This is a genomic window from Nocardia wallacei (genome assembly GCF_029868745.1).
Lineage (GTDB): Bacteria > Actinomycetota > Actinomycetes > Mycobacteriales > Mycobacteriaceae > Nocardia > Nocardia wallacei_B.
In genome coordinates, this window is sequence record NZ_JARWOP010000214.1 from 1 (window position 1) to 21,747 (window position 21,747).

Annotated in this window: 22 protein-coding genes; 11 read left to right on the forward strand and 11 right to left on the reverse strand. The window is 69.9% G+C overall.

The window, feature by feature from the left end; genetic code table 11:
• A partial coding sequence (locus QH470_RS17975; protein ID WP_280273534.1) for a DUF779 domain-containing protein occupies positions 1-406 on the forward strand: 406 nt, incomplete at its 5' end.
• A gap of 19 nt (positions 407-425) precedes the next feature.
• Here QH470_RS17975 and QH470_RS17980 read toward each other — a convergent pair.
• The gene (locus QH470_RS17980; protein WP_280273535.1) at positions 426-2,027 is read right to left on the reverse strand and encodes a putative glycoside hydrolase; all 1,602 of its coding nucleotides are present in this window, start codon (positions 2,025-2,027) and stop codon (positions 426-428) included.
• Between the two features lie 113 nt (positions 2,028-2,140).
• Here QH470_RS17980 and QH470_RS17985 point away from each other — a divergent pair, with 113 nt between their 5' ends.
• Complete coding sequence (locus QH470_RS17985) at positions 2,141-3,130, forward strand: polysaccharide deacetylase family protein (RefSeq protein ID WP_280273536.1); 990 nt, start codon at positions 2,141-2,143, stop codon at positions 3,128-3,130.
• 15 nt (positions 3,131-3,145) lie between these two features.
• Here the strand turns inward: QH470_RS17985 and QH470_RS17990 are convergent, their stop codons facing one another.
• Complete coding sequence (locus QH470_RS17990; RefSeq protein ID WP_280273537.1) at positions 3,146-4,699, reverse strand: succinic semialdehyde dehydrogenase; 1,554 nt, start codon at positions 4,697-4,699, stop codon at positions 3,146-3,148.
• A gap of 341 nt (positions 4,700-5,040) precedes the next feature.
• Here QH470_RS17990 and QH470_RS17995 point away from each other — a divergent pair, with 341 nt between their 5' ends.
• From QH470_RS17995 to QH470_RS18010, 4 genes are read left to right on the forward strand one after another with little or no spacing between them, the layout of a single operon-like run.
• Positions 5,041-7,344, forward strand: coding sequence for a nitrate- and nitrite sensing domain-containing protein (locus QH470_RS17995; protein ID WP_280273538.1), 2,304 nt, complete (start codon positions 5,041-5,043; stop codon positions 7,342-7,344).
• Positions 7,322-7,738, forward strand: a complete 417-nt coding sequence (locus QH470_RS18000; protein WP_280273539.1) for a roadblock/LC7 domain-containing protein — start codon at positions 7,322-7,324, stop codon at positions 7,736-7,738. Before QH470_RS17995 ends, QH470_RS18000 begins: the two co-directional genes overlap by 23 nt.
• 2 nt (positions 7,739-7,740) lie before the next feature.
• Positions 7,741-8,115, forward strand: coding sequence for a DUF742 domain-containing protein (locus QH470_RS18005; RefSeq protein ID WP_280273540.1), 375 nt, complete (start codon positions 7,741-7,743; stop codon positions 8,113-8,115).
• Between the two features lie 21 nt (positions 8,116-8,136).
• Complete coding sequence (locus QH470_RS18010; RefSeq protein WP_280273555.1) at positions 8,137-8,706, forward strand: GTP-binding protein; 570 nt, start codon at positions 8,137-8,139, stop codon at positions 8,704-8,706.
• Between the two features lie 46 nt (positions 8,707-8,752).
• Here QH470_RS18010 and mtnC read toward each other — a convergent pair whose 3' ends face one another.
• Genes mtnC through mtnA form a run of 3 tightly spaced genes read right to left on the reverse strand, consistent with a single transcriptional unit; the run spans position 8,753 to position 11,642 of the window.
• Positions 8,753-9,436, reverse strand: coding sequence for an acireductone synthase (mtnC, locus tag QH470_RS18015; RefSeq protein ID WP_280273541.1), 684 nt, complete (start codon positions 9,434-9,436; stop codon positions 8,753-8,755).
• 23 nt (positions 9,437-9,459) lie between these two features.
• Complete coding sequence (locus tag QH470_RS18020) at positions 9,460-10,035, reverse strand: 1,2-dihydroxy-3-keto-5-methylthiopentene dioxygenase (protein WP_280273542.1); 576 nt, start codon at positions 10,033-10,035, stop codon at positions 9,460-9,462.
• A 32-nt stretch (positions 10,036-10,067) separates the two neighbouring features.
• Complete coding sequence (gene mtnA / locus QH470_RS18025) at positions 10,068-11,642, reverse strand: S-methyl-5-thioribose-1-phosphate isomerase (protein WP_280273543.1); 1,575 nt, start codon at positions 11,640-11,642, stop codon at positions 10,068-10,070.
• 307 nt (positions 11,643-11,949) lie between these two features.
• Here mtnA and QH470_RS18030 point away from each other — a divergent pair, with 307 nt between their 5' ends.
• Entirely contained in the window at positions 11,950-13,188 is a 1,239-nt protein-coding gene (locus QH470_RS18030) for a DUF418 domain-containing protein (protein ID WP_280273544.1), read from the forward strand.
• Positions 13,189-13,221: 33 nt separating this feature from the next.
• Complete coding sequence (locus tag QH470_RS18035) at positions 13,222-14,070, forward strand: LLM class F420-dependent oxidoreductase (RefSeq protein WP_280273545.1); 849 nt, start codon at positions 13,222-13,224, stop codon at positions 14,068-14,070.
• 6 nt (positions 14,071-14,076) lie between these two features.
• Here QH470_RS18035 and QH470_RS18040 read toward each other — a convergent pair whose 3' ends face one another.
• Positions 14,077-14,658, reverse strand: a complete 582-nt coding sequence (locus QH470_RS18040) for a TetR/AcrR family transcriptional regulator (RefSeq protein ID WP_280273546.1) — start codon at positions 14,656-14,658, stop codon at positions 14,077-14,079.
• A 40-nt stretch (positions 14,659-14,698) separates the two neighbouring features.
• Between QH470_RS18040 and QH470_RS18045 the strand changes: the two genes are divergently transcribed.
• Complete coding sequence (locus tag QH470_RS18045; protein WP_280273547.1) at positions 14,699-15,943, forward strand: KasA/KasB family beta-ketoacyl-ACP synthase; 1,245 nt, start codon at positions 14,699-14,701, stop codon at positions 15,941-15,943.
• A 52-nt stretch (positions 15,944-15,995) separates the two neighbouring features.
• Here QH470_RS18045 and QH470_RS18050 read toward each other — a convergent pair whose 3' ends face one another.
• The 3 genes from QH470_RS18050 to QH470_RS18060 are packed head-to-tail and all read right to left on the reverse strand — an operon-like array spanning position 15,996 to position 18,900.
• Complete coding sequence (locus tag QH470_RS18050) at positions 15,996-16,370, reverse strand: hypothetical protein (protein WP_280273548.1); 375 nt, start codon at positions 16,368-16,370, stop codon at positions 15,996-15,998.
• Positions 16,371-16,372: 2 nt separating this feature from the next.
• Complete coding sequence (locus QH470_RS18055) at positions 16,373-16,870, reverse strand: hypothetical protein (RefSeq protein ID WP_280273549.1); 498 nt, start codon at positions 16,868-16,870, stop codon at positions 16,373-16,375.
• The gene (locus tag QH470_RS18060; protein WP_280273550.1) at positions 16,870-18,900 is read right to left on the reverse strand and encodes a PEP/pyruvate-binding domain-containing protein; all 2,031 of its coding nucleotides are present in this window, start codon (positions 18,898-18,900) and stop codon (positions 16,870-16,872) included. The genes QH470_RS18055 and QH470_RS18060 overlap by 1 nt, the downstream gene beginning before the upstream one ends.
• Before the next feature lie 275 nt (positions 18,901-19,175).
• On the opposite strand from QH470_RS18060, the gene QH470_RS18065 reads away from it, so the two are divergent.
• Positions 19,176-19,616 (forward strand): SRPBCC family protein, encoded by a 441-nt coding sequence (locus QH470_RS18065; protein WP_280273551.1) that lies wholly within the window; start codon positions 19,176-19,178, stop codon positions 19,614-19,616.
• A gap of 11 nt (positions 19,617-19,627) precedes the next feature.
• On the opposite strand, the gene QH470_RS18070 is transcribed toward QH470_RS18065, so the two are convergent.
• Both QH470_RS18070 and QH470_RS18075 read right to left on the reverse strand, forming a co-directional pair.
• Positions 19,628-19,852 (reverse strand): hypothetical protein, encoded by a 225-nt coding sequence (locus QH470_RS18070; protein ID WP_280273552.1) that lies wholly within the window; start codon positions 19,850-19,852, stop codon positions 19,628-19,630.
• Positions 19,853-19,887: 35 nt separating this feature from the next.
• Positions 19,888-20,676, reverse strand: coding sequence for an HNH endonuclease family protein (locus tag QH470_RS18075; RefSeq protein ID WP_280273553.1), 789 nt, complete (start codon positions 20,674-20,676; stop codon positions 19,888-19,890).
• A gap of 400 nt (positions 20,677-21,076) precedes the next feature.
• Between QH470_RS18075 and QH470_RS18080 the strand changes: the two genes are divergently transcribed.
• Complete coding sequence (locus QH470_RS18080) at positions 21,077-21,595, forward strand: LppP/LprE family lipoprotein (RefSeq protein ID WP_280273554.1); 519 nt, start codon at positions 21,077-21,079, stop codon at positions 21,593-21,595.
• Positions 21,596-21,747 lie beyond the last annotated feature (152 nt).

The following is a 21,747-nucleotide window of genomic DNA, read 5'->3' on the forward strand; positions in this document are numbered from 1 at the left end:
TCCTGCCCCCCCCCCCGCGGCCGCTGCCGCCTCCCCGGGCGCGGGGGCGGGCGGCGCCCCGCGGCCGCCCCCCCCCCACGGGCCGGTGATGTTCCACCAGTCCGGCGGATGCTGCGACGGCAGTTCGCCGATGTGTTACCCGCGCAACGAGTTCCGGGTCGGCGCCGCGGATGTCCTGCTCGGCAGCCTGCCGGGCGAGACACCGTTCTGGATGAGCGCGGACCAGTTCGAGTACTGGCGGCACACCCATCTCACCGTGGACGTGGTGCCCGGGCGCGGCAGCGGATTCTCGCTCGAGGCGCCGGAAGGGGTGCGCTTCCTGATCCGTTCCCGGCTGCTGTCGGACTCGGAAGTCGAAGCGCTCGAAGCTCATCCGCCGCGCACGGGAGCCGACCTGGAAGCCTGACGGCGCGTGCCACGCCGGGTCAGTGGTCAGGGGCGAGCGCCCCGGCGTGGTATCTGCTCGCGGCATTCCACAGCAGGAAGCTGTCGACGCCGTCGGCGGCCGCCGCATCGATCTGGGCGCGCACCTCGCCGTCCCCGTAGTTCACGCCGAGACTGAAATCCTGCAGCCACGGGATCACCTTCGCGCCGGTGCCCGCGGTCTGTGTCCGGAAGTCCTGGAGTGAGCGGGCGATGATGTCGTAGGGCTGGGCGTTGGGATCGGCCACGCCGTACTCCCCGGCGCCCCAGTGCGACGGATACAGCATCGGCGCTACGTAATCCACGTTCGCCGCCATCATCGGAATGTCCTGCGCGATCTGGCCGGGCCGGGTGGCGGCGATGCCGAATACCGCCGCGCTCAGGGCGGCGCCGCCGTCGCGCACGGGATCGCGGCTGTCCCTGAGGAAGTGCGCGATCGAGTCGGTCGGCGGCTCGGCCAGTCCGGCGAACCGCATGCCGTCCAGTGGGCCGTCCGGGCGGCGCACGTAGTCGTACATGACTCCGTCGAAGCCGAGCCGAGCCGCCTCGGCCGCGAGATCGATGTTGTACCTTCGGATTTCGGGATGGGCGAAGTTGGTGAAGGCGATGGCGCCGTATCCGCTGGAATAGGGCAGGCCCGCCGGGTCCTGCACCACCCAGTCCGGATGGCCGCTGCGCCACGCCCAGCCCGCCAGCGTCGGGTCCCGGAAGGCCACGATGCGGCCTTCGACTCGGATCCCCATGTCGTGCAACGTCTTCAGGGCCGCTCGGGCATCGTAGATCCGCGTCGACGCCCCGGATTCCCGGGCGAGCGGCACATCCGAGGCGTAGCCGATCATTCCGTCCTCGTCCTTGATGTCGAGTTCGACGGTGTTGATGCGTCCCTCGCGCGCCATGGCCAGCACGCCGGATCGCAGCCCCTCGTCGGCCCAGCCGTAGGCGGTGACGTGGACCGCCTTCATGCGCGGCAGCGCGACCGCCGCGGACAGCGGCCGGGTCGTCGTATTGCCCGCCGCGTCGACCGCGGTGACGGCAGCGCCCACCGGGGCACGTGGCAGGGTGATCTCGAAATCTCCCGACGAGTCCGGAGTCGCGGCTCCGGCGCCGACCGTGACGCGATCGGCACCAATCGCCTTGCCGCGCACGGTGACCGGCTGACGGTACGACGACACCGGCGGCAGCGCCGCGACCTCGAGATCCGGGGCCGTGGTGTCGACGGTGAACGTCCGCGAGATGCCGGGGCCGGTGCGCATCCAGCCGAACAGGCCGCCCGGGCGGATCTCGGCGGTGACGGTGTGGTCGCCTTCGGACAGCCCGGCGGGGCGGTACCGCACCGTGGTCCCGGAGATCTCGCCGGACACCTCCCGCCCGTCGACAGTGAGCCGCAACGCCCGGCGATCGTGATCGCCGATGTCCACCGACAGTTCCAGCGAACCCAGCGCAGCCGCGCCCACCGGACCGGCCGGGAGACCGTTCATGATCAGGCCCGTCGGCTCGGCCCGGACCGCGCCGAGGGCCGAACCCGCCACCAGCAGCACCGCGACCACCAGCACCGAGACGATCGCCAGCCGCCGGCGATCCTGTGTCGGGACACGTTTCAGCAACGTACACACCAGCTTTCGGTCGACGTCTCCCTAATATCCATGCCGGTAACGCGATTCGTCGCGACTTTCCGAGCGCATCACGAAAATCGTTGGCGGTACGTAATATCGACGTGATGGTGAGGATGTGCCGCATCGTCCTGTCCGCCCTGATCCTGCTGGCGGCGGCCGCGTGCGGCGCGCCCCGGCCGGTCACGCCCGCCGCCGCTCCCCCGCCGCAACCACCGGCGCCCGCGCCCGACCCGGCGGCCGTCGCGGCCGACGAACTGGGCCTGGTGCCGATCTTGATGTACCACCAGCTGAGCCCCGCCCCGGCAGGCGAGTACGACCAGACGCCCGCGGAGTTCCGCGCCGAGCTGGAGCGGCTGTACCGCGAGGGCTACCGTCCGGTCACCGCCGCGAAATACGCTGCGGGCGAGATGGATATCCCCGCCGGAACCCATCCCGTGGTGCTGACCTTCGACGACTCCACGGTCAGTCAGGTGGCCTTCGCCCCGGACGGAAATCCCGTGCCCGACAGCGCGGTCGGCATCCTCGCCGATTTCGCGGCCCACCACCCGGACTTCCCGGCCGTCGCGACCTTCTACGTCACCGACGACCTGTTCGGCGACGATCCCCGCGCGCTGCCGTGGCTCGCCGCACACGGATACGACCTCGGCGCACACACCGCCACCCACGCCAACCTGGACAACCTAGACGCCGCCGGGGTACAGCGCGAACTCGCACTCAACGTGCGCACGATCCAGCAGGCAGCCCCGGGCGCGCCCGTACGCACGATGGCGCTACCCCTGGGCGTCGCTCCCGACGACCCCGCATCCGCCCGCGCGGGCAGCTGGGACGGCACGCCCTACATGTTCGACGCGGTCATGCTGGTCGGCTCGGAACCCGCGGCCTCCCCCTACGGCTCGATCGACCCCGCCGCCGTACCCCGCATCCGGTCGGGCCGAGGCGAGGTCCCCTTCGACTCGGCCTACTGGCTGGACCGCCTCGCCGAACACCCCGAACGCCGCTACACCTCCGACGGCGACCCGCAGCGAATCGCGTTCCCCGCCACCAGGTCCGAGGCCCTCGCACCCCGATGGTCCGCCCGCGCACACCCCTACTGAGCGCGGCCGCCCTCCTCAGCGTCCCGGCAGGAACCTGATCGCCCGCGCCACACCCATCAGGAACGGCTGCCACTTGCTCTGTGGAACGCCCCAGGGCGCATCGAGATTCAGGAAGCGCGTCACCACCACCGTCTGCGGCTCGGTGAACTTCAGCAGCCCGTCGGGACCGTGGCGGCGGCCGACACCGGAGATACCCATGCCGCCCATCGGCGCGCCGGTGCTGCCCCAGGCCGGGGCGTAACCCTCGTCCACGCATACCGTTCCGGCGTGCAGGCGGGCGGCGATGCGCTCGCCCTCGGTCTTGCTCGCCGCCCACACGCTCGCGTTCAGGCCGTACTCGGTGTCGTTGGCGAGCGTGATCGCCTCCTCCACGTCGGCGACCGGATAGATCGACACCAGCGGGCCGAACGTCTCGTTGCGGCCGCATTCCATCGCGTCGGTGACCTCGGCCAGCACCGTGGGCTCGAAGAACAGCGGGCCGATATCGGGCCGGGCATTCCCGCCCGCGAGCACCGCGGCGCCCTTCGAGGTGGCGTCGGCGACATGCTTGGTGACCGTTTCCAGCTGCGCCTCGGAGATCAGCGAGCCGATATCGGCCGAGTAGTCGTAGGCCGCGCCCAGCTTCGCCGCCTCCACCGCGGCCACGAACTTCCGGGTGAACGGCTCGGCCACGGCTTTCTCCACATACAGCCGCTCGATCGAGATGCAGAGCTGGCCCGCGTTCGAGAAGCAGGCCCGCACAGCGGCTTTCGCCGCCTTGTCCAGATCGGCCCCGCGCGTGACGATCATCGGGTTCTTGCCGCCGAGTTCGGCGGAGAAGCCGATCAGCCGCTTGCCGCACTGCTGCGCCAGCGTGCTGCCGGTGGACGAGGAACCGGTGAACATCAGATAGTCGCAGGAATCCACGATGGCCGTGCCGACGACCGTGCCGGGTCCGGGCACCACCTGCAGCAGATCCCGCGGCAGCCCGGCACGCCACAGCAGTTCCACGTTCGCCAGCGAGGAGTACGGCGTCTGGCTGTCCGGCTTCACGATCACCGCGTTGCCGGCCAGCAGCGCCGGGATCGAATCGCCGATCGACAGCAGCATCGGGTAGTTCCACGGCGCGATCACGCCGACCACGCCCTTGGCCTGGGTGCGCACGGAGGCGCGGTTCAGCACCGGGAACGCGCCCGGCGCCTGGTGCGGCGCGAGCAGCCGCGGCGCCATGCGGGCGAAGTACCGGGCCGCGAACATCAGGCCCATGATCTCTTCCTGGGCCGCCCAGCGGGCCTTGCCGGTCTCGGCCTGGATGACATCCATCAGGTACTCGCGGTTCTGTACCACGAGCTCGCGGTAGCGCTCGAGCACGGCCGCGCGCTCCTTGGGCGGCCGCGCGGCCCAGCGCTGCTGTACGGCACGGGCCTTCTCGAACGCCGCGGCGACATCCTCGGCCGTCCCGACCGGCACCTCGCCCAAAGCGCGACCGGTGAACACCTCCGTAATGGTGCGCGTCGTGTGTTCGGCGGCGGCGTCGACGGCCGCGAACTCCCGCAGACGCTCGAATACGGCGGCTTCCGGCACGGGCATCATCGTCTCCTACTTGTCAGTAACCACGCGATACACACAATCTACCGCGCGGGCCGGATCGCGCCTACCACCTCGGGTAGGACCGTCGATATTCACAAGCGGCAGCCCCGAAATACTCCGCGATTCCAGTGGTCGCCGCGACGCGCGGGAGGAAAGTGGCACGCCGAAATCGGGAGGGTAGACACGGACGTTATCGGGTATTCCGACGAGAACCCGAGACTCCCCGAGCACGCTCCCGAACCCACAGTGGCACAAGCACACTCGATGCCGCTGTGTCAAAACATGTCTCGTTCAACGGGAATGCGCCGCCGCCGACCCCTACCGCCGGTTACGTTGTGGCGATGTTGAGAGCGAGGCTCGGTGTCCGGACCCGCATTCTCGCGATCGCACTGGTGCCGAGCTTGGCCCTGCTCGTGATCGGTGTGGGCGCGGCGGGCTACCTGGTACGGGATGCGCAGCGCGCCGAGGACTGGGCGAGCGCGATGGAGAGCAGCAACGGCCCGGTGCGCGAGATGATCGCGGCGGTGGAACAGGAGCGGCTGCTGTCGCTGTGGCAGCTCGCCGGCGAACAGCCCGATCCGGTGGCCCTCGGGTCGGCGCGGCAGAATCTCGATCACGCCATCAACGGCCTGATCCCGGTCCGTGACGCCGTCGTCAGCAAGTCCGACGAGATGGAGAACGTCGGCGGGTTCGACACATTGCAGAAGCAGCTGCCGGTCATTCGTGGCGCCATCGACTCCGGCGCGATGCCGGTGCCGGATGCGTACGGCATCTACACCCAGCTGCTGCACGCGGTCGCCGTGGGCACCCAGATGATCATCGATACCGCGCCCAACGCCACGGTGGCCACGGAATTCGCCGACGCGCTGCGGGTCGTGCGGGTGATGGAGGCGATCTCGCGCACCACCGCGCTCACCGCTCCGGCACTCGGCGGCCAAGGCCTCGCGCCCCAGCTCGCCACCGAGTACCGCAACCTGGTGGGCTACTACCACACCGAAATGCAGCAACTCCTCGACGATCTCAGCACCGAGCAGCAGACCCGCGCGCGGACCATCGTCGAGTCGGCCAGCTGGCAACAGCTGGCGGCGATGGAGGAATTCGTCCTCCGCCCGCAGCCGACGAGCCGATCGGGCAGCGCCCCCGCACCCCCGATGCCGCTGCCGGCCTGGCGGACGGCCGCCGAGCAGACCAACCACCAGATGCTCGAGCTGTGGAAGGTCCAGAACGACCACGGCAATCGGCTCGCGGTCCAGGACGCCACCGACACCAGCCGCAACTCGTTGCTCGCCGGCGCGGCGGTACTGGCGATCGCGGTGCTGGCCTTCCTCGGATCGCTGTGGCTGGCCAACCGGCTCATCGGACGGCTCAAGCGGCTGCGGACCGAAACGCTCACCCTCGCCGAGAAGAGCCTGCCGGAGACCATGCGCAAGCTCTCCGAAGGCGAGCAGGTCGATCCCGAGACCGAGGCCGCGCGTTTGGATTTCGGCCACGACGAGATCGGCTCGGTCGCACAGGCGTTCAACCGCGCCCACACCGCGGCGGTCGCGGCCGCGGTCACCGAGGCCCGCACCCGCGAAGGCGTGCGCGCGGTGTTCCTCAACATCGCCCACCGCAGCCAGATCGTGGTGCACCGGCAGCTGGAGATCCTCGACGAGGCCGAGCAGCGGCAGGAGGATCCGGCACTGCTGGACACCCTGTTCCGCCTGGACCACCTGGCCACCCGGGAACGCCGCAATGCCGAGAACCTCGTCATCCTCGGCGGCGGGGAGCCGGGGCGGCAGTGGCGACGGCCGGTGCCGCTGGTGGAACTGGTGCGCAGCGCGGTCGGCGAGACCCTCGACTACACCCGGGTGCGCATTCAGCGGCTGCCGCAGGTGTTCGTCATCGGCGGCGTGGTCGCCGACCTCATCCACCTCACGGCCGAACTGGTCGACAACGCCACCTCCTTCTCGCCGCCGCAGTCGCGCGTCGATATCACCGGGAACCTGGTCGGCAAGGGCGTCATCGTGGAGATCAGCGACCAGGGCGTGGGCATGTCGGCCGAGGACCTGGAGCGCACCAACGAGATGCTGCGCCACCCACCGGATTTCGGTGTGGCGACACTGTCGGCGGACTCCCGACTCGGGCTGTTCGTGGTCGCCCAGCTGGGCCTGCGGCACGGCGTCTCGGTGCGGCTGGCGGAATCCGACTACGGCGGCACCCGGGCCATCGTGCTCATCCCGACCGCGATCATCACCCCCGACGCCCCGCTGGCCGACCATCTGCCCGAACGCGCGGCCGTGCGGCGGCCCGAACGCACCGAAACGGGCGAACTACCCGTCGCCTCGCCCGAGCCCGTCCCCACCGCCGTCGCCACCCTGCCGCCCCCGCGTCCCCGCACCGAGGAGGCCCGCCCCGCGCCCTCGCGCTACACCGGCAGCGACGCGCGGCCGCCGCTCCCCCGTCGGCGCCGCCAGGCCAGCCTGGCGCCCGAACTGGCGGAGCAGTCGGGCGCCGAAAGCGGCCCGCAGCGCGCCCGTTCGGCGGAGCAGGCCCGAGATGTCATGTCTGCCATAGAGAATGGCACCAGACAAGGGCGGCAGGCCTCACCGCCCGCCGCCCCGGAGGAACAGGAAGGCGAAGGTGACCTCTTCCAACACAGGTGATCTGAACTGGTTGCTCGACGATCTCGTCGAGCGCCTCGCCGGCGTGCGTTACGCGGTGGTGCATTCCACCGATGGGCTGCTGCTCGGCCGATCCAACACCATGAACCGCGAGGACGCCGAGCACTTCGGCGCCATGTCGGCGACCTTGTACGGGCTGGCCCGTAGCGCCGGCAGCCGCTTCGACGGCGGCGGCGTCCGGCAGGCCGTCATCGAACTCGACCGCGCGGTGCTGTTCGTCACCGCCGCCGGCGACAACGCGTGTCTCGCATTGCAGGCCAGCGAGAGCGCGAATCTGGGTATGGTCGCCTACGAGATGAACCTGACCGTGCAACGGGTCGGCAGCTACCTGTCCACCCATCCTCGCAACGGCCTGGAACAGGTGGAGCATAGATAGTCATGACGCGCTTCGGGCAACCGTGGTTCGACGACGAGGCGGGCCCGCTGGTCCGCCCGTACGCCGTGACGCGGGGCCGCACCATGGGAGCCGGACACGATCTGGATATGCTCACCCTGGTGGTCACGGTCGACACGGCCCCGCCGCTGCGGCGGCCGGAGCCGGAATATGCGGAAATCGTTCGGCGCTGCCGGATTCCGCAGTCGGTCGCCGAGGTATCGGCAACCCTGAGACTGCCCCTGGCTGTCACCAAGATCTTGGTTGGTGATTTGATCAGCGAGGGGCATCTGAACTTCCGGGTGCCCGCCCGCACCGACGCGGGCCCCGGCGACCTCAATGTCTTGCGAGCAGTACTCGACGGAATCCGAAAGCTGTAGAAACACACCGTGCCTGAAACGATGTCCGCGGCGCCGCTCGCCGCATCGGTCAAAATCCTCGTCGCCGGCGGCTTCGGCGTCGGCAAGACCACGATGGTGTCCTCGATCAGCGAGATCCCCCCGCTACGCACCGAGGAACTCATCACCGAACTCTCCTCCGGCATCGACGACATGTCGGGCGTGGAGAGCAAGAAAACCACCACGGTGGCACTGGACTTCGGCCGCATCACCATCGACCAGAACCTGGTGCTGTACCTGTTCGGCACGCCCGGCCAGGACCGGTTCTGGTTCCTGTGGGACGAACTCGCCCGCGGCGCCCTCGGCGCGATCGTCATCGCCGATACCCGGCGTCTGGAAAGCTCTTTCGCCGGTATCGATTACTTCGAGCGTCGTGGACTGCTGTTCACGGTGGCGGTGAACTGCTTCGAGGACGCGCCGGTCTACACGACGGACGAGGTGCGTGATGCCCTGGATCTCGACCCGACCGTGCCGGTGGTGCTGTGCGATGCCCGCGACCGGGCCTCCTGCCGCACCGTGCTGATGACCTTGGTGGAGCACCTGATCACCCGCGCGACCGCCTCGGCCGTGTGAAACGGAATGGCACACGGTGCAATTCGGCATCGCGTGCCGTTCCGGGTCAGTCCGGCTCGATCTCCGCGAACGATCCGACCCAACGGTGCGGGGGCCGTGGGGCGTTCGGTTCGCCGGGACGGCTGACGCCGAGCGCCCGCCAGCCCGCGGTGACGGCGGCATCGAGTTCGTCCGGGTGATCGGACAGGAACAGAATGCGTTCCGCCGGTACGCCGATCGCGCCGGCGATCTTCTCGTAGGAGCCCGCCTCCCGCTTGTTTCCGGCATTGGCCAGATCGAACCAACCGCTGATCAGCGTCGCCAGCTCGCCGTCGCGAGCGAACGCGAACCAATCCCGTTGATTGCGCACCGAACCCGACGAGTACACGTACAGCGTGATTCCGGCGGCGTGCCAGGCCCGCAGCGCCGGTGGCGCGTCCGGGAAGAATTCGCCGTGCAGAGCGCCGTCGCGGAAGCCCTCCGCGCAGATCAACCCCTGTGCGGCCTTGAGCGGTTCGGCCTTCACATCCGAATCCAGCCAGCCGCGTAGGATCTCGGCCGCCTCGGCCGGGCCCGCGTCGGGCCGCCCGGCCAGCGCCCGGGTCGCCGTCAGTACCGCGTCCGCGGCGCCGCCGCTGTTGTCGGTCAGCCACCGCGGAAGTCGTTGCCGGGTATAGCCGTACAGGTCCTCGCGCACCGCGGACGTCGGGCTGGTGGTGCCCTCGATGTCGACGACGATCGCCGTGATCATGTGCTCTCTTCCGCCGGATGCGTTCAGGCCGTGACGAGTTCGTCGAGAGTAGGGAACCGCGCGCCGATCTCGTCGCCGGTGAAGTCGCCGACCCAGCCGTCCTCCTCCTCGAAGAACCGGACGGCCACGAAATCGGGGCGAGTGCCCATGTCGAACCAGTGCCGGGTACCGGCGGGGACCGACACCAGGTCGCCGCCCTCGCACACCACCGCCACCACTTCGGGCTCCAGGTGCAGGTAGAAGCAGCCGCGCCCGGCGGCGAAGAAGCGGACCTCGTCCTCGGCGTGGCGGTGCTCGGACAGGAACTTCCCGCGCGCCGCGGCGGCCTTGGCGGGCCACTGCGGGTCGCTGTCGTCGGGTTGCAGGCGGGCCAGGTCGATGTGCCGGTAACGGCCGTCGGCGTTGAGTTCGCCGATGCGGTCGTCGTAGTGGGCGAGAATTCGCTCGCCGGTCGTCGTGGCGTCCAGTCCGGGCAGGGTGGGCCAGCGGTCGAAAACGATACCGCGCTTTGCCAATTCGGCACCGATGACCTCGGGATCGCCGGTCCGCAGCCGCACCTGCGCGGCATCGCCGTCGGCCATGATCTGCAGGATGGTCATTGCGGTTTCTCCTCGGAACTCGGTGTGGGTGATCAGATCTCGCGGCGGCCGGTCAGCGCCGCCAGCTCGCACATCGCCTCCAGGCATTCCGCGCGGTCGCGGGCCTGCGCCAGGGTCTCGCCCCAGGCGGTGATGCCGTGGCCGGCGATGACCAGCACCGGCGGCGCGTCCGGGCGCTCGGCGAGATGGCGCTCGATGTCCGCGCCGATGCGCGGGACGTCGGCATGATTCGCGAACACCGGGATATCGATCGTATCCGCCCGGCCCAGTCCCTTGAGGAGTTCGTACCCGGTGAACCGCAGCGACTCCGGCGCGCCGACCGATTGTGCGGTGGCATGCGGCGGGTGGACGTGCACGACGGCTCGGGCATCGGTCGCGCGATAGACGGCGATGTGGATGGCGGTCTCCGCGGAAGGTCGCCGCGTGCCCGAAACCGGTTGGGAGTCGGCGATATTCACCGTCACCATGTCCGCTGTCGTCAGGTCGCCCTTGGACAGACCGCTTCCCGTGATCAGCGCCGAATCCCCCACTCTCGCGGAGATGTTGCCCGCCGTGCCCGGCATCCAGCCGCGTGCGTACAAGGAGTGCGCGAGGGCGGCGATGCTGTCGGCGGCCGCGGACGCGTCGTCGCCCGCCACGATCCCGTTCTCGGTCACCACCGCGGTGACCAGGTCGGGCGGCGTCACGTCGAACGCCGGATTGAACACCGCGGTGCCTTCGGGCGCGGTGGCGACCCCACCGACGTGGGTGATCTCCGCCGCGGCGCGCTCCTCCACGACGATCCCGCCTCCGGTGGCGGTCCGGAGATCGCGGGTGGATTCGGGTGCGACCACGATGAACGGGATCCCGTGGCGGTGTGCGGCGAGGGCCAGGCCGTAGGTGCCGATCTTGTTGGCCACCGAGCCGTCCGCGGTGACCCGATCCGCCCCGACCAGCACGCAGTCCACCTGCCCGGTCGCCATCGCCCACGCCGCGGCCGCATCGATGGTCAGCCGATGCGGGATCCCGGCCTCGGCCAGTTCCCACGCGGTGAGGCGCGCGCCTTGCAGCAGCGGCCGGGTCTCGTCGACGAGCACGTTCTCCACCGCGCCGCGCTCCGACAGCACCCGGATCGCGCCCAATGCCGTGCCGAAGGCGGTGGTGGCGAGGCGGCCCGTGTTGCAGTGGGTGAGCAGCCGCAGCGGCCGGTCCGGGCAGAGCCGCTGCACCAGATCCGCGGCGTGGGTCGCGGCGGCACGATTGACGCGACCGTCCTCCGCGAGCATCGCCGTAGCCTCGTCGAGGACGGCCTGCGGCCCGAGGGGCAGCTTCGCCAGCACCCGCCGCACACCCCAGGCCAGATTCACCGCCGTGGGACGCGCCGCGGCGATGCGCGCGGCTTCGGACTCCACCTTCGCGGTGTCACCGGGATGCGCCAGCGCGGCCAGCGCCACCCCGAACGCGCCCGTCACGCCGATCGCCGGCGCCCCGCGCACGGCCAGCGTCGCGATCGCGTCGATGACCTGGTCGACCGTCGTGAGCCGCAGCTCCCGCACCGCGTGCGGCAGAGCCCGCTGGTCGAGGGTCACCACCGCACCGTCGACCCACGCGATCGAACTGTCATCCATCCGCGCAACCCTCACATCTCACCCCGGCAACCCGCCGCCGGGCGGACCGACAGACCCCTGGAAACCGTATCGAACCAGCGTCCCACCGCCCGCACCAGGTTTCCGCTCGCGGTGATCGGCGACGGGTGGCAGCGCGATCCGAGCAGCACCGGGAGCCGGACTCCGAAGTGCTCGATGTTCGTGAGGTCAATACTGCGGAGGTCTCGTCCCCGTGCTGTCCGGGTCCGTCCGCCGGAGTACCTGTCGGGCGGGGTAATCGCCGCGGTGGGCGACGCGCAGCGGTCGTCGCACGGCATAGCGTGAGCGCATGTCCGGTCCGATCGAGTCGACGCGCACCGCGGGGGTTCGGCGGATCGCCGAGGTCGACATGCTGCGCGGGTTCGCCTTGTTCGGCATCCTCGTCACCAATGTCGTGGTGGTGACGTCGCTGCTGAATCTCGTTGGGCCGCCCGATGATCCGAGCCCCCGCTTCGACGGGCGTCTGGACACCTTCGCCACGGGGATGGTGGACGGGCTGTTCCTCGGGCGGTTCTACCTGCTGTTCGCGTTCCTGTTCGGTTACTCGTTCACGCTGCAGATCGCGGCCGCCGAGCGGGTAGGGGCGTCGCCGCGCGGTCGGCTGCTCCGGCGTTGCGCCGCGCTGTTCGCGATCGGACTCGCGCATGTGCTGCTGCTGTGGATCGGCGACATCCTCACGCTGTACGCGGTCCTGTGCCTGATCCTCATCCTGCTGCGCAACCTCCGCCCGCGCACCGCCGTCATCACCGGCGTGGTTCTCTACGGGTTGTTCACACTTCCGGCGCTGCTGCTCCCGGGATCCGACACCGGCGGCGGCCAGGTCGCCGATCTGGCCCAGGTCTTCGACTTGCAGCGCCTCTCAGACGGATTCACCGGAGGCTTCACCGAAACGCTGCGGACACAGCTGTTCTTCGGACCGCTGTTCCTGCTGTTCACCTGGATCGGCCAGGGCATACCGAGCCTGGCGATGTTTCTGTTCGGCATGGCGGCGGGCAAGCGCCGGATCTTCGAGGACGGCGAGCTGATCCGCCGCTGGACCCCGCGCATGCTGTGGGCGGGATTGGGTGCGGGACTGCCTATTTCGGCCGTCACCTGGGCCGACGGCGCCGGGCTGCTGCATGCGCCCGCCTGCTGGTTCGGCGTGCAGGAACTGGTGAATCCGCTGATGACCTTCGCCTACATGGCGCTGGCGCTGCGGCTCGCCCGCTCGCGGTGGGCCCCCGCGGTCGCCGGGCTGGCGCCGGCCGGGCGGATGGCCGCGACCAACTACATCGGCCAGTCGGTCGTGTTCATGCTCCTCTACACCGGCTACGGGGCAGCGCTCGCCGACGACGTGCCGCCGCCCGTGGTGATCGGCATCGCCGTGGTCACCTTCGCGGCCCAATTGTGGTTCAGCGCATGGTGGTTGCGCGGGCACGCCTACGGTCCGGTGGAATGGGTGCTGCGCGCGGCCACCTATCGCGCCCGGCCGCGGTGGCGCGTGACGGCTCCTCCTCGCAAGGTCTTGTCCACGGGCGAAGGCACTTGACCTGGAGTGTGCTCCAACTCCTAGCCTGTGACTATGCGATTCGCGTTCAAGACCTCGCCGCAGGACACCAGCTGGGCCGACATGCTGGCGGTCTGGCGGGCCGCCGACGACATCGATGTCTACGAGTCGGGGTGGACCTTCGATCACTTCTACCCGATCTTCTCCGATTCCACCGGCCCGTGCATGGAGGGCTGGACCACCCTCACCGCGCTGGCGCAGGCTACCCAGCGCTTGCGGCTCGGCACGATGGTGACCGGTGTGCACTACCGGCATCCCGCGGTGCTCGCCAATATGGCCGCCACCCTCGACATCATCTCCGGTGGCCGCCTCGAACTCGGCATCGGCGCCGGGTGGAACGAAGAGGAGTCCGGCGCCTACGGCATTCCGCTGGGCACCATCACCGAACGCCTCGACCGGTTCGAAGAGGCCTGCCAGGTGCTCATCGGCCTATTGAGCCAGGAGACAACGGATTTCGACGGCAAGTTCTATCAACTGAGCGCCGCCCGCAACGAGCCCAAGGGCCCGCAGCGTCCCCATCCCCCGATCTGCATCGGCGGCAACGGCGAGAAGCGCACTCTCCGCATCACCGCCCGCTACGCCCAGCACTGGAACTTCGTCACCGGGACCGTCGAGGAATTCGCCCGCAAGCGCGACGTTCTCGCCGCCCACTGCGCCGACATCGGCCGCGACCCGAAGGAAATCCTGCTCTCGGCCCAGAAGCGCCTCGACCCCGGACTCGGCTACGCCGAGATCGTCGATTGGGCGGCGGCCTTGGATGCCGAGGGCCTCGATCTCGCCATCATCTACCTTCCCCCGCCGCACACCCCGGCCGTCCTCGAGCCTCTCGCCGAGGCCCTCCGCGACTCCGGCCTCGCCACCTGACGGGCGCTATCCGTCCGTCGTCCGGGGCGCCTCCAGCGTCCGCGTGATGAGCAACCGCGCCGCCTTCGACACCCGAGTGTTGTCACCGGTGACGAGCCGGTCCTGGAGCAGACCGCGGATGCCGGAAACCAGCACGGTGGCAGTCGATTCCGGGTCGGAGAGCTCCGGCGCGGTGCGGCGCAGGACCTCGGTCAGGGCGTCGACCAGTACGTGCACGGTGTCCTCGGCGTAGGCGCGGAACGGGCTGCCCGGCACCGCCGCCACGCCGAGGACCTGTAGCAGCACCCGGGTGCTGTGCAGCCAGTCGCCGGTGGTGTTCACGCGGAACGACTCGATGAGCCGCCGTCGCAGGGCCGCGAGATCGGGGACGTCGGCGAACATCGCCGGGATGTCGGGGCGCTGGGTTTCCAAGGCCGCCACCAGCATCTGCTCCTTGGTGCCGAAATAGTGGATCAGCATGCGCGAACTGGTGCCGAGGTAGTCGGCGAGCGGGCGTAGCGACAGTTCGGTCAGGCCGTGATCGCCGATATAGGCGATCACGCCGGACAGCAGTTCGGCGCGGCGCGCCTGGTCGAGAGGTCTGGGCACGAGTTGACTGTAGCGGTCGCTACAGGTATCCATGACACCCATGGGTGTACCGATTGCTACACAAACGACCCGGAACGTGGTCGTCACCGGCATGGCCGCCACCACGTGCCTGGCCCCCGACCTGGAGACGACGTGGACGGAGCTGCTCGCCGGCGCCAGTGGCATCGGCCCGCTCGACGACGACTTCGTCACCGAGTACGACCTGCCGGTCCGCATCGGCGGCAAGCTCAAACAGCGGCCGCAGGAGCACCTGAGCCGCCTCGAACAGCGCCGCCACTCCTACGTGCAGCAACTGGCGCTGGTACTCGCCCGCCAGGTCTGGGAGGACGCGGGCAAGCCCGACGTCGACGGTGAGCGGCTCGGCGTGGCCGTGGGCACCGGGCTCGGCGGCGGCGACGCCTTCATCACCGCGGTCGACGCCATGCGCGCCGGCGGCTACCGCAAGGTGCCGCCGCTGACGGTGCCGATGGTGATGCCCAACGGCGCCGCGGCCCGGGTCGGACTCGAATTCGGCGCCAAGGCGGGCGTATACGCCCCGACCTCGGCGTGTTCGTCGGGCGCGGAGGCGATCGCACATGCCTGGCGACTGATCGCGACCGGCGAGGCGGACGTCGTGATCGCGGGTGGCGTCGAGGGCTACATCGAGGCGGTGCCCATCGCCAGTTTCGCCATGATGCGCGCCATGAGCACCCGCAACGACGAACCCGCCCGCGCCTCACGGCCTTTCGATCGCGACCGGGACGGCTTCGTCTTCGGCGAGGCCGGGGCGCTGCTGGTACTCGAATCCGAGGAGTTCGCTCGCGCCCGCCGCGCCCGGATCGAGGGCCGGGTGCTGGGGGCCGGAATCAGTTCCGACGGATACCACATCACCGGCACCGAGCCCGATGGCGCGGGCGCGGCGCGGGCCATGCGCAAGGCCATCGCCGCCGCGGGCCTCACCGCCGCCGACATAGACCACGTGAACGCCCACGCCACCGCGACACCGGTCGGCGACGCGTCGGAGGCCAATGCCATTGCCGCCGTTGCCCGGCAGGCCTCGGTGTACGCGCCGAAGTCCGCGCTGGGGCATTCCATCGGTGCGGTGGGTGCGCTGGAGGCGCTGCTCACCGTGTGCACGCTGCGCGACCGGATCGTGCCGCCCACACTCAATTTCGAGACCGCCGACGAGGGCGTGGAACTGGACATCGTGCACGGGCGGGCGCGTCGCCAGCGAATCTCGCACGCGCTCAGCAACTCCTTCGGCTTCGGCGGGCACAACGTCACGCTCGCGTTCGGACCCGCCTGAAACCGTTTGTCCCCAGGTCTGTCCCGAGTATGTGGATCGAGCGTTGTTCACCTCATCCGGTGCGCCGAAGGTCCACCAGACGACCCGTGACGCCGTCCACGCCGAGATCGCGCAGGCAGCCGACGAATCGGCGCTCGGTATGCGTGCCGAGCGCCGGTTCCAGCGTGACGGTCCAGCTGCCCTCGTGTTCGACCGGGCCGTCCACCACCCGCACGTGACTCACGATGCTGCGGCACTGTTTCCACACCGCCACGGCCGGATCCTCCGCCGGTGCGCGGAATCTCGCGCGCGCGTCGAACGTGATCACCGAACGGCTGCCGTCGCCGCCGCTGTCGGTGTGAAATTGCATCTGCTGCGCCAACGCGGTCACTGCCATAACGCCCGCCGCCGCGAGGACGGCCACCAGCAGCACAGTCCGGATCCGCACGGCTACCTCACCAGTGGCCCGCGCAGCAGCCGCGTGCTGTCCTCGACGGGAGCGAGAAATCCGTCCGGGGGCAATGCCAGCCGATCCAGCCGGGCGACGATCCGCTGGGTGGCAACCGGTCTCGCGGTCATCCGCGCGACCCGCTCGACCACCCAGGCGATCCCGGTGAGCAGTACGCCACCGGCGAGCAGCACCGGCACGAAGACGTTCAGCCGGTCCGGCCGCGCCAGCCAGGCGAAGCTCACCCGCGACGGCGGCGTCGCCTCGCGCACGATGCGCGCAGTCTGCCGGTCCGGTGCCGCGACGCGCACGGGGCGCGATTGCAGTGCGCGCAGCCGATTGGTGAGCAGCATGGCCACCAGCGCGATCTCGGCGGCGAGGAACAGCGTCGCCGACATGATGGCCCGATTCCATTCCCACCGATACAGATAGACGAATACGTAAGCGCCCGTGGCCAGCACAGTTCCCACCGCGAGCAGCACGCCCAGCTTGCGCACCATCACCGCACCTCCATCGATTCGGGCACGATCCGCACCGCGCCGGTGCGGCCGTCGAGTTCGACCTCGGCTCCGTCGGGCAGCCGCCGGGTGGCGTCGGGATAGCCGACCACCACGGGTACGCCGTGCTCGCGGGCGAGGATCGCCAGATGGCTGAGCGGGCTGCCGGTTTCGGCGATCAGCCCGGCCAGCCGCGGCACCTCGGCCGCCAGTCGGGGGTCGAGATGCCGGACGACGAGCACCGATCCGGGCGGCGGCCGGTGCCCGATGTGCACTACGCCGCGCCCGCTGCCGCCGCCTGCTCCGACACCGTGGTCGGCGGACCGCGCGGCGCGGGCCACCGCCACCGGAACACCGTCGGCGAAACGGAATTCGGTCGGCACGGCGAGGGGTTCGGGCGCTGTGCGGTCGGCGAAGTCGGCGGGCAGGGCGCGGTGGGTGGCGGCCCGGCGGAGTTCGGCGAGGCGCAGCAGCGCGACCGCCTCCGGCTCGGGCAGCAGACCCGCGGACGTCAGCCGTTCGCCGATTTCGAGGGCGGCGCGGGCGGCGAGTTCCTGAATCCAGCGCGCCCGCAACCGCAGTGCCTCGCGCGCGACGGCCAGTTCGGCGAATTCGCCCTCCGGAGCGGTTGATTCGAGCACGGCCCCGGGCAGCGCCGTGGGTGGACCGATGCGCGGCGGGGTCAGGGCCAGCACCACCGGATACTCCTCCGCGATCCGGTCGTCGGCGAGTCCGGCGGCGCGGGCCTCGGCCAGCGCGGCCAGCGCCATGGCCGCCGCGGTGGGGGCGGGACGGTCGTCGCGCAGGAGCATGCCCGCGAGCGCCTCGTATCCGTGCACGGCCGTCAGCGCGGTCGCGGTGTGGTGCAGGACATCCAGCAGGCCGCTGGTGCCGAGGTGCCGCAGCGGCGGCACCTCCGCCAGGTCGCTGTCCACGCGGGCACAGGTGTGCCGTGCGAGTTCCGGAAGCGCGGCGGCCAGTCTGCCCACTCGCGCCGCCGCCCCCAGACGGCGGGCGCCGGGCCGGGGATCCAGCCATCGCAGCAGCGCGTTCCGCGGCGGAATCACGCCCAGCAGTTCGAGATCGGCGACCGCGATGCCACCGGCCGTCGTCGCCACGGGCGAGGAGCGCAGGCGGCGCGCGGGCGCGGCGCCGGTGAGTTCCAGTGCCACCCGCAATCCCTCGGCCAGTGGAGACAGCCACAGATCCTGTTCCAGCGGACGCAACGGCTCCGGGAACGTCTCGGCCAGCGGACCGGGACCGAAGATCGGGCCGGAACCGGGCCGCCGCAGCGCCGTGATGGGGCGGGCCTGCAGCAACACCGCGCGGCCGGCTTCATCGACCGCCCATTCGATGTCCAGCGGCCCGCCGAAGACCGCGGTGGCCCGGCTCGCGAGCCGAATCACCTTGCGCCGCACGCGGGCCGGCAGCTCCGGCCCGTCGGCGGTGAGTACCGTCCGGATGCGTCCGCGGCGGGTGAGCGAGGCGGTCCACCCGGCGGCGCTGCCGTCGACCACCTCGCTCGGGCCGCCGCGGACCGCGGTCAGCACCATGCGGTCGCGGCGCCCGCTCATCGGGTCGGCGGTGAACAGCACCCCGCCCCACGCGGCGGCGAGGAACGGCTGCACGAGCACCGCCATGGCCGCACCCGTCGCGGTCGGCGAATGCGCGGCGACCGCGGTTCCGGACGCCCGCACGCGGCCGACCGCGTCGGTGAAACCGGTCCAGTCCCGCACGTCGAGGATCGAGGTGAACAGCCCGGCCATCGACTGCTCGGCGCCGTCCTCGGCCATGGACGAGGATCGCACCACCAGCGGACGTCTGCCCCCGGTGGACAACCGGCGCCATTCGATCTCCGGTAACCGGCCCTGGTCGGTCCAGGCGGTGGTGAGGACGAATCCGTCGAGGACGGGTAGCCCGTGACCGGCCGCGCGGGCCAGCGCCGCCGCCTTGGCGCCGGTGAGCGCCGGGTCCTGGGCGCGGGGATCACGAAGCGAGACGACGGTGGGTTGCTGAGTCGTGGTGGTGGTCATCGCACACTGCTTTCAGGAGAGAAACGGCATTGTTTCGTCCGGATCGGCGCGGCGGACCGTGCGCGGCAATGTCTCTGTGCGACACCGCGATTGCGGTCTTGACCGAGAACGTGTCGAGAGTCGGCACGACGACCTCCTAAGAGGAGATGTGTACTCCACTTAATGCATCTCAGTGTTCACCCGGCGTTCGCGACTTGTCAAGAATGAACGTTCGTCTTGTTTGACTGTCGGATCACATCGACGCGAACTAGAACCGGTTTCAGTATTGTCGTCGCATGACCTTCACGATCGACGACAGTGTGGACATCGACGCGCCCGCCGAGGCGGTGTGGACAGTGCTCACCGACTTCCCCGCGTACGGCGACTGGAATCCGTTCGTCGCCGACTGCCGCTCCACCCTCGAACCGGGTGCGCCGATCGACATGCGGGTGCGGCTGATAGGACCGCGGCCCATGGCGCAGCGCGAATGGATCCGGTCGAACACCCCGGGCGCCGGATTCAGTTACACGATGAAGCCGGTGCCGCTCGGCGCGCTGCGCAGTCTGCGCTCACACACCCTCACCCCGCTGGACGACGGCCGCTGCCGCTACACCTCGCACTTCGAACTCGGTGGCTGGCTGCGGCCGGTGGTCACCGCGATTCTCGGCGGGCCGCTGCGCCGCGGGTTCGGCGGCATGACCGCCGCGGTGAAGCAGCGCGCCGAACAGCTCGCCTAGCCGCGCGGGAACTACGCCTCGAAGGGGATCACATTGCCCGCCGCGTCCCGCTCGCCGCGACTCGCCTCGATCGCGGCGGCGAGATCGGCGACCGAGGACCAGGTGCGCGGCGGCTCGGCCTCCAGATTGCCGATGGTGTACCAGGTGTCGGTGTCGCGGTATCGCACCTGCCCGCGACCCGAATCATCGACGCGGACATCGAGATCACCGGACACCGTCCCCTCCTCGTCGGTCATGACGGCGGCCTTGGCGGAAATCTCGATGATGTCGCTTATCTGAATTCTCCTCGCTGCACGCAGTCGTCCACCGCGGTACGCAGTGCGGACTGCTCGTCGGGATCGACAGTCAGCGCGTATTTTATCTTGACCTTGATGTAGTGGTCGATATAGGCGCACCGGTAAGTTCCGGGGGGCAGGTAATCGGAGGGATCCTGGTCGCCTTTCGAGCGATTCGCCGACGGGTCGGCGGCCACCAGATTCTCCGCGTCGTTGGCGATATTGCGGCGAGTGGCCTCGTCCTTCTCCGCGGCGCCCGAGCGCCAGGCCTCGGCCAATGCGACGATGTGGTCGGCGTCCATACCGGACGGATCGGTGGTGACCTTGTAATCCTTGAGCTTGCCCGTCTTCCGATCGAGAATTCCGTACCGATCGTGCCAGCCGCCGCCCTTGCCGACGGTGAATTTGCACGTCTTGGCGTCGAGGGTCACCGGCGGCGTGGCGTCGCGCAGCAGCATCACGTCGCGGGTTTCGCATTTCGCGTATTGCGTGTAGTCGGGGCCGAAACCGTGTTCGGGCGTGTTGGAGTCCCAATGCGGGAACTTCTCGCGGCTGTAGCCGCTCATCGGGGCCTCCGGCGCGACAACGAGTTTCGTCAGCGACTCCGGAACGTCCTTGCCCGCCACCGCGGTCGAGCCGGCGGGCGCGGGTTTGCTGTCGGTGTTCTTGTTGCCCAGCTCGTCGATGAGGACGTAGCCGCCGGCCAGCACGACGGCCACGAGCACCGGTGCGACCAAGGTGATGGTGCGGCGCAGCGCGCCGCCCCGCCGGGAGCCTCGCTTCACCACGACTCCCCCTGGTGCTTCATGACGACCTTGTCACTGTTTCCGCTCACCACACATCGTCCCGAGAACGTCTGCACTACTGGGGAAATCATGCGCTATCTCCCTGATTCGCGCAGCATTCACAGGATGCGTGATCGCCGCGCGACCACGCAGCAAAGGCTCGGGCGCCGAAGGCCGCAGCCAGCACCACGTACACAATGACCAAGGGCAGGATGACTTTTCGGCCGCGTCCGGACGGCTCACCGTATGCGCTTCTCATCTCGATGAGACACAGTGTCAACGGTTCGAGCAAACAGCAAGCCTGACACCGGATTCAGTAATCGGAGTCACATACCCGCCCGATTCCCACTGCCCGGAACATGATTCGATAGCGGTACCGATCCCCGGAGGTGCGTGAGCAGTGTTGCGAACCATCGTCGTCGCCACGACGGCCGCCGCCGCGGTCTGCGCGCTCGCCGCGTGCGGGCCCGCGACCGACTCGAAAATCACGACGGCCGAGCGAAGTCCGAATTCGGCGCCCGCGTGCGGTGTCGACCTCGCGTCGCCGGTGGTCCGGGCCGCCGTCGCCGAGTTGCCGCGCGAGCCGCGGACACAGGCGGGGTGGGCGACGGATCCCGCGACCTTCCAAGGCAATTTCGATCCGTGCGCCACGCTGTCCACCGCGATCGTCACCATCGAGGGCGCGACCGGCAGCTCCCCCGAGCAGGCGCTGCTGTTCCATCGCGGCGAATACCTGGGCACGGCGACGCCCGAGGCGCACGGCTTCACCACCCTCGCCGCGGCGACCACCGACGACACGGTCGTGCTCGACTACAAGACGCCCGGGAGCTGCAACGCGTGCCCGGATGCCACCCACACCCAGGTCGGATTTCATTGGGACGGACAGCGTGTCGTCGTGAACGGGACGCCGCCCGCCTGAGACGCCTTGTGGCGGGGGGCGGGGGGCGCCCCCCCCCCCCCCCCCGGGGGGTGTTTTTTTTGGTTTTTTGGCCCGCCCCCGGCGCCCCCGGAAAACGCAAGGGGCCCCGGAAGGGCAAGGGGGGGGGGGGGCCCCAAGGGAAAAAGACCCCC

What these genes read in the sequence shown, in the direction of transcription:
- QH470_RS18060 (WP_280273550.1), bottom strand. Translation starts at nt 18,900, where the DNA reads ATGACCACCACCACGACTCAGCAACCCACCGTCGTCTCGCTTCGTGAT.
- mtnA (WP_280273543.1), bottom strand. Translation starts at nt 11,642, where the DNA reads ATGGATGACAGTTCGATCGCGTGGGTCGACGGTGCGGTGGTGACCCTC.
- QH470_RS18065 (WP_280273551.1), top strand. Translation starts at nt 19,176, where the DNA reads ATGACCTTCACGATCGACGACAGTGTGGACATCGACGCGCCCGCCGAG.
- QH470_RS17995 (WP_280273538.1), top strand. Translation starts at nt 5,041, where the DNA reads ATGTTGAGAGCGAGGCTCGGTGTCCGGACCCGCATTCTCGCGATCGCA.
- QH470_RS18020 (WP_280273542.1), bottom strand. Translation starts at nt 10,035, where the DNA reads ATGACCATCCTGCAGATCATGGCCGACGGCGATGCCGCGCAGGTGCGG.
- QH470_RS18045 (WP_280273547.1), top strand. Translation starts at nt 14,699, where the DNA reads ATGGGTGTACCGATTGCTACACAAACGACCCGGAACGTGGTCGTCACC.
- QH470_RS18030 (WP_280273544.1), top strand. Translation starts at nt 11,950, where the DNA reads ATGTCCGGTCCGATCGAGTCGACGCGCACCGCGGGGGTTCGGCGGATC.
- QH470_RS18010 (WP_280273555.1), top strand. Translation starts at nt 8,137, where the DNA reads ATGTCCGCGGCGCCGCTCGCCGCATCGGTCAAAATCCTCGTCGCCGGC.
- QH470_RS18070 (WP_280273552.1), bottom strand. Translation starts at nt 19,852, where the DNA reads ATGACCGACGAGGAGGGGACGGTGTCCGGTGATCTCGATGTCCGCGTC.
- QH470_RS17990 (WP_280273537.1), bottom strand. Translation starts at nt 4,699, where the DNA reads ATGCCCGTGCCGGAAGCCGCCGTATTCGAGCGTCTGCGGGAGTTCGCG.
- QH470_RS17985 (WP_280273536.1), top strand. Translation starts at nt 2,141, where the DNA reads ATGGTGAGGATGTGCCGCATCGTCCTGTCCGCCCTGATCCTGCTGGCG.
- QH470_RS18035 (WP_280273545.1), top strand. Translation starts at nt 13,222, where the DNA reads ATGCGATTCGCGTTCAAGACCTCGCCGCAGGACACCAGCTGGGCCGAC.
- QH470_RS18005 (WP_280273540.1), top strand. Translation starts at nt 7,741, where the DNA reads ATGACGCGCTTCGGGCAACCGTGGTTCGACGACGAGGCGGGCCCGCTG.
- QH470_RS18055 (WP_280273549.1), bottom strand. Translation starts at nt 16,870, where the DNA reads ATGGTGCGCAAGCTGGGCGTGCTGCTCGCGGTGGGAACTGTGCTGGCC.
- mtnC (WP_280273541.1), bottom strand. Translation starts at nt 9,436, where the DNA reads ATGATCACGGCGATCGTCGTCGACATCGAGGGCACCACCAGCCCGACG.